At 38.3% G+C, this 5,300-nt stretch carries 4 protein-coding genes; all 4 read left to right on the forward strand.

Annotated elements, in window-relative coordinates:
* On the forward strand, positions 1-1,322 hold a 1,322-nt coding region (locus H1P_RS30800), incomplete at its 5' end, for a CocE/NonD family hydrolase (RefSeq protein ID WP_144874929.1).
* Positions 1,323-1,736: 414 nt separating this feature from the next.
* Positions 1,737-2,030, forward strand: coding sequence for a hypothetical protein (locus H1P_RS30805; RefSeq protein WP_144874931.1), 294 nt, complete (start codon positions 1,737-1,739; stop codon positions 2,028-2,030).
* 148 nt (positions 2,031-2,178) lie between these two features.
* Entirely contained in the window at positions 2,179-3,690 is a 1,512-nt protein-coding gene (locus H1P_RS30810; RefSeq protein WP_144874933.1) for a SagB/ThcOx family dehydrogenase, read from the forward strand.
* Between the two features lie 87 nt (positions 3,691-3,777).
* Positions 3,778-5,169 carry an asparagine--tRNA ligase gene (gene asnS / locus H1P_RS30815; RefSeq protein WP_144874935.1) on the forward strand — a complete coding sequence of 464 codons (1,392 nt, stop codon included), beginning with the start codon at positions 3,778-3,780 and terminating at the stop codon, positions 5,167-5,169.
* Positions 5,170-5,300: the final 131 nt, after the last annotated feature.

The following is a 5,300-nucleotide window of genomic DNA, read 5'->3' on the forward strand; positions in this document are numbered from 1 at the left end:
TGGTAGGATACGATTTATACTCGGACTGGGCGTATGAAAACGGTGCGTTTTGTTTACAGGCTAACCTGGGTTGGGCGATTCAATTAGCAGCAGAAACAGCCAGACTAAATGGAGATGAAACGGCTTACCAAAAATTATATGCAGCCTCTCGCAACCTACCTTTAAAGGATAAAATTCCAGCAAATCCAGATATTATGCCAGAGTTAGCAGCAGACTCTTTTTACCATGATTGGTTGCGTAACCCACAACCTGGAGAGTATTGGGAAAAACTGTCACCAAAGCATTTATTACAGGATGTCGATCTTCCCATGTTGCATATTGGAGGTTGGTTCGATCCTTATCTTAGGGGAACGTTAAACCTATATCAGGCAATGTCCCAAAAGAGTAAGTATGCTCAACATCTAATTATTGCACCTTGGGCGCATCTTCCTTGGGGTAGAAAATTAGGCGCAGTTGATTATGGAATGGAAGCGCAAAACTTTATTGATGAAATTCAGATACGTTGGTTCGATCATTTTCTCAAAGGAAAAGATACGGGAATCTTAGCTGAAGCACCAATTTCTTTATTTGAAATGGGTAGTAATCAATGGCGTTATTGGAAAGAATTTCCCGAACAAGCAACTACTTATTATTTAGCTAGTGATGGTTTAGCAGGGATGAAAGAATATAGCGGAATGTTGTGGGAATACCAAGAAGAAGAAGATAATCTGATAGCAGAAAATAGTAACCCTCTTTCAACTACTTCTCAAGATTTAGAAAATTATTTGACAACAGATATTACCGCAGATTTTGATAACACAAAAGATATTATAGTACACGATCCTTGGCGACCAGTTCCCGTTTTAGGCGGTCATGCTTCTTTTCCTGGTGGTTCTTGCGATCGTTCTAGCTTAGACTGTCGTTCTGATATTTTAACCTATACTTCTTATCCTTTAGAAACTGATTTACACATTACAGGAATAGTGATAGTAGAACTCTATTGTGATGCTGATAAACCTAGTTTCGATTTATGTGCTGTACTTTCTGAAGTTCATGCCGACGGTAAAGTATTTAATTTCACTCAAGGTTATACAAAAATAGATTCTGTAAGCAATCCCGTAACAATTCCTTTGCAAGCAACCTGTATGAAACTAACAGCAGGTAATTCTTTACGTCTTAGTTTGAGTGCTGCTTGTTTTCCTGCTTATCCTGTAAACTCTGGTACTGGAAAATCTTTATTAGAATCTCGTTTGATAGATAATCAAATCATTACTATATCAATTATGTCTGGCGCAGACTATCCTTCATTGGTTAGACTAAAAACGGTTCTACCGAACTTATGATCTAAAGCTAGCAGAAAAATACCAAGTTATCAAACAGACTAAAATTATTGAAATTACTGGTCAAACTACTCGAATATGGAATTTTCTTTTGATTATATCTGCTTATAAATATCTCAAATTAGTGCTATATTCCTCAAAATTTTTCGGAACTGATGACCAAAAACGAGGAAAAAGTAAAAAGTAATTTCCAAGGTTTTTACTCTTATTATCCCTACAACGGTATAGCAATCTCTGGGTTCTTCCGCTAATAACTAAAGTCTCCTTCTGTTTGCATAGATCTGCTTTTGTGTTGGTCAGTTTACCACCACTGAGGTAAAGGAAAGGTAAATCAATAATATTAACAAACATTGGTTAGTCATCCTTTTTCTCTCCAAAATCTCATAAAATATAGTAGTTGAGAGAGAGCGAAAAAAATTGCAATCCATTACAAATAACCAAGTTAAAAAGCGTTATACTTGCCCTCAATTACCTTTAGCAGTCTATAGAGAAGTAGCTGCTCATTTACGCCAGGTTATAGGGGTAGATGCTGGATTAATCACTAAGCCTTTGCATGGTAGTCAAGAGCCTTTTGATTATTATGCCAGTCAGATTGAGTCGTTGTGGGTGGAATATTCTCAAGATTTGCCTACAGAGAGTAAACAGCAAATTCAAGCGATTCTAGATTACTACGGAAAACGTTTTCAATCTTGGAAATTAATCGAAGGATGAGAGCGTGATGATCAGAAGGTAATAGGTAATAGGTAATAGGTATTATTCTTTGTAATCCGTTTACTTTTCCCTATCTCCCTTGTCTTCTCAGTCTCCTTCGTCTCTCCCAACTTCCCCATCTTCCCCAACCTCTGCACCTTGATTAAAAATGCCTAACAGCTTAAATTCCATAGCCCAGCATTACCACGAAAGAACAAAATACGATCCTGAAACTATTGCTTCTAAAGGAAAAGGTTTGGATTGGAGTAAGCAACCTGCACCTTACAAAGAATATAAAATTGGTCGAGTATACGATCTTAAACCCTATTTATCATCCGATCGCGAAATTGCTCCCGAATCAGATGACTATAATTGGCTACAGCTATCTTTATTGTTACTTACTAGCTATGGCTTAACCGCACAGTATCAGACGGTTTACGGCAATCCTATCTATCTCAGGGCTGCACCTTCTGCGGGGGGATTATATCCTGCGGAAGTTTATATCGTCTCTAAGGGTAATTTTTGGTTACCTGCGGGACTATACAATTATCAGGTGGCAAATCATTCTCTGGTACATTTTTGGGATAGTGAGGTTTGGTTGCAACTGCAATCTGCTTGTTTTGAGCATCCTGTATTGACAGAAGTAGATATTGCTCTTGTTACTACAGCAGTATTTTATCGTTCTGCTTGGCGTTATGAAGATCGGGCTTATCGGCGGATATTTTTAGATACAGGGCATTTATTAGGCAATGTGGAGCTTGCTGCCAGCATTAATAACTATAAAGCCTACTTAATTGGTGGTTTTAACGATCTAGCTCTCAATAAGTTACTTTATCTCGATGCTGCCGAAGAAGGTGCGATCGCAGTTATTCCTTTAATGAGTTTAGCACAAGATCGGTTACTAAAAACTTCAGGAGAGACCGCTTTAGCTTCCAACACCATTACAGAATATCCTGATATAGCCGATGGCAAGTTATTAGCTTATTTGCATCAAGCAACTCAAATGGAAGCCAAACAATTACCTGAAAAAGTTGACTCTACAGAAGATAAATATAACTTTCCCTTTTGTACCAAAGTAGCTACTAATATTAATAGTCAGATAGATTGGGGAGAAAAATTATCAGAATTAGAAAATACTATTTTAAAAAGACGCTCGACTCGCAACTATAGCGGTTCCAATTTAAAGTTAGATGAGCTAAAAGCCCTACTACATTTTACCTATCAATCAGATAATTATCTTGCTCAAGGTTTAGACGATAATCCCGATTATTTTACCTTAGATTTAATTGAAACCTTTATTGCTGTGTCAGGAGTAGACGGTTTAGATACAGGTTGTTATTATTATGCACCCCAGGCACAAGAATTACGTCAAGTAAGATTTAAAAACTTTCGTCGAGAATTACATTATCTTTGTTTAGGGCAAAATTTAGGAAGAGACGCTGCTGCAATTGTGTTTCATACCGCAGACTTAGAGAAAGCTATTGCTCAATATGGCGATCGCGTGTATCGTTATTTACATATGGATGCTGGGCATTTAGGGCAAAGATTAAACCTAGCTGCCATTCGTCTCGATCTTGGTGTTAGTGGGATTGCAGGATTTTTTGATAACCAAGTTAATGAAGTTTTGGGTATTCCCGCAGAAGAAGCCGTTATTTATCTAACTACACTGGGAAGTCCTTAAATAATTATCCCTCAAATATTTATTTCTCCACATCGCTTTACAACGATTGATAGAATAATTCAGACTACAGAAAAGAAAGTAGAGTATATGGAATTTAGACGAGTTGCGGATATCCTCAAAAATGGACAGCCAGAAGAAGCCGTAGTAGTTAAAGGTTGGGTACGCACCAAACGGGAATTAAAAGGATTTGCTTTTACTGAAGTTAATGATGGCTCGTCTTTAGCTGGCTTGCAAGTAGTGCTTGATAGCGACATTCCCGACTATGAAGCCAATCTGAAGCAGATTAATACTGGTGCATCTATTGAAGTAACAGGTACATTAGTGGCATCCCAAGGTAAGGGACAGAAAATTGAATTAAAAGCCGATACTGTGATAATCTATGGAGAAGCTGACCCTGAAACTTATCCTCTACAGAAAAAGCGTCATTCTTTTGAATTTTTAAGAGAAATTAGTCATCTGCGATCGCGTACTAACACGTTAGGTGCGGTGTTTAGGGTGCGCAATGCTTGTGCCACAGCGATTCATCAGTTCTTCCAGGAAAAAGGGTTTCTCTGGATTCATACCCCTATTATTACGGCTAGTGACTGTGAAGGTGCAGGAGAGTTATTTACGGTCACTAATTTCAATCTGGACAAGCTGCCACAAGATAAAGAGGGCAAAATTGATTATAGTCAAGACTTTTTTGGTAAACCTGCATATCTAACCGTAAGTGGGCAATTGCAAGTCGAAGCAATGGCAATGGCATTTCAAAATGTTTATACTTTTGGCCCCACCTTTCGCGCCGAAAACTCTAATACTTCTCGTCATTTGGCTGAGTTTTGGATGATAGAGCCAGAGATGGCTTTTTGTGATTTAGAAGGAGATCAAAATTTAGCAGAAGAGTTCTTAAAATATATTTTTCAGTATGTTCTAGATAATTGTCCTGAAGACATTGAATTTTTTAATAAGTGGATTAATAAATCTCTGTTAGAAACAGCAAATAATATCATGAGTAACGAATTTGAAAGGGTTACTTATACCAAAGCAGTAGAGCTATTAGAAAAAGCGTCTAAAAAATTTGAATTCCCCGTAGAGTGGGGCATCGATCTACAATCAGAACACGAACGTTATCTAGCAGAAGAACTATTTAAAAAGCCTGTAATTGTTACCAACTATCCCAAAGGTATCAAAGCCTTTTATATGCGTTTAGATGAGGGAGAAAAAACTGTATCAGCAATGGATGTTTTAGCCCCTGGAATTGGTGAGATTATTGGTGGTTCACAAAGGGAAGAAAGACTAGATATTTTAGAACGCAGAATCCAAGAAATGAATATCGAAGCTGATAGCTTGTGGTGGTATTTAGACTTACGTCGTTATGGGAGTGTTCCCCATGCTGGCTTTGGTTTAGGCTTTGAAAGATTGGTACAATTCATCACAGGAATGGCTAATATTCGCGATGTCATTCCTTTCCCCAGAACCCCTGATAATGCAGACTTCTAATAATGGGCGTTGCTGATTTAGCGAACGAGTGCGCGACGGCGAAGCCGAGTCCTTTAGGGGTCTTGGGCGGGGCTTACAAGTTCTGCCGTGAAACGACAGAATCAGCCCCTTGGGTTTCCCTCAATGAGCAA

The sequence above is a fragment of the Hyella patelloides LEGE 07179 genome, from assembly GCF_900659865.1.
Classification (GTDB): domain Bacteria; phylum Cyanobacteriota; class Cyanobacteriia; order Cyanobacteriales; family Xenococcaceae; genus Hyella; species Hyella patelloides.

Excerpts from the sequence above, each read along its gene's own strand:
- H1P_RS30810 (WP_144874933.1), top strand. The coding sequence starts at position 2,179 with ATGCCTAACAGCTTAAATTCCATAGCCCAGCATTACCACGAAAGAACA.
- asnS (WP_144874935.1), top strand. The coding sequence starts at position 3,778 with ATGGAATTTAGACGAGTTGCGGATATCCTCAAAAATGGACAGCCAGAA.